The sequence below is a fragment of the Actinomyces sp. MRS3W genome, assembly GCF_032465695.1.
Classification (GTDB): domain Bacteria; phylum Actinomycetota; class Actinomycetes; order Actinomycetales; family Actinomycetaceae; genus Actinomyces.
In genome coordinates this window covers 1-1,332 of record NZ_JAWDJJ010000326.1, presented here as the reverse complement: position 1 = coordinate 1,332, position 1,332 = coordinate 1, and the positions used below count along the sequence as shown (strand labels likewise).

The 1,332-nt window shown below is 69.5% G+C and carries 2 protein-coding genes; one reads left to right on the top strand and one right to left on the bottom strand.

What is annotated here, in order from left to right:
• Positions 1–419 precede the first annotated feature (419 nt).
• On the bottom strand, positions 420–704 hold the full coding sequence (locus RWX45_RS12275; protein WP_316024003.1) for an HU family DNA-binding protein: 285 nt from the start codon (positions 702–704) through the stop codon (positions 420–422).
• 336 nt (positions 705–1,040) lie between these two features.
• Here RWX45_RS12275 and RWX45_RS12270 point away from each other — a divergent pair.
• On the top strand, positions 1,041–1,332 hold a 292-nt coding region (locus tag RWX45_RS12270; protein ID WP_316024002.1), incomplete at its 3' end, for a solute carrier family 23 protein.

The following is a 1,332-nucleotide window of genomic DNA, read 5'->3' as shown; positions in this document are numbered from 1 at the left end:
GCCGCCGCTCGGCGGGAGGGACGGAGACGGAGCGGTCATGTGGCCAAGGTAACGACGGCGTCGGCGCGCGACGTCATCCGCCGGGAGGATCTTGGGCGGGGATGATCGTCCGCGAGCATGGTCTGCTGCACGACGACCTCGGCCACCCTCGCGTGCGGGCGCAGTCGGCTAGCGCAGCCGGCGGGCGCGGCCTGCAAATGCAACCGGTGAGTGCAGCCGGCGAGCACAGGCTGGGAGCGGCAGGCCGCCGCACGGCTGACCGTTCGCCGCCCCGCAGCACCCGCCGTGTTCCGCCGACGTGCACGGGATACGCCAAAGGCGCGCCGCCCGTGGGGACGACGCGCCTTGCGCAAGAGGTCAACCACGCCTGGAAGGCGCCACACCTCTGAGGGGCCTGGGGATATGCATCCCCGGCGGGGTCACTTGCCGGAGGCGGCCTTCTTCAGGGCGGATCCGACGGTCAGCTTGACGCCGTAGCCAGCGGGGATCTGAATCTCCTCGCCGGTGCGGGGGTTGCGGCCGGTGCGGGCGGCACGCTCGACGCGCTCGACACCCATCAGACCGGTGATCTTGACGGCCTCGCCCTTGGAGACGTTCTCCACCAGGACGTCCTGGAAGGCGCCGAGGAAGGCGTCGGCGTCGGTCTTGGTCAGACCGGCCTTCTCAGCGATGGCGGCAATGAGCTCGGTGCGGTTGATGGACATGTATCTGCCTCTCGGTTGGGTACTGATGTCTCTTCGATGGTCGTCTGCTCGATGTCTCGGAGACGGTTGGGCACCCGGTGCGGTGCCGCTGACCGCTACGCTATGCATAAACCGCCCGATTTGTCAGATATGACGGCGTTTTCGTCGGCGTGGCGTGCCATTTTGTGGCCCACATCGCCCACTTGAGCCACATGCGCCACACCGGCCGCATCCGCCCCGACGCCCGTCGTTGTCGCCGCCCCACTGCCGCCCCGCGCCCGCCCGGATTTCTCGATCCCGCCGTCGGGCCGGAACAATGGGGCCACCCACCCTTCTCAACCGCATGGGAGACCCCGTATGCCCCAGGGCAGTCGCTCCGTCACGCCCCCTTCCCCGCCCACCGCGAAGCACCCCGTCGATCAGGTGCCGCCCGCGGGCCGCCTGGCCGTCCTCGGCATCCAGCACGTGCTGGCCTTCTACGCCGGCGCCGTCATCGTCCCCCTCGTCATCTCCCAGGGACTGGGGCTCGACGCGGCAACGACGGTGCACCTCATCAACGCCGACCTGCTCACCTGCGGCATCGCCACGATCATTCAGTCGGCGGGTCTGGGCCCGAAGATCGGGGTGCGCCTGCCGCTCATCCAGGGAG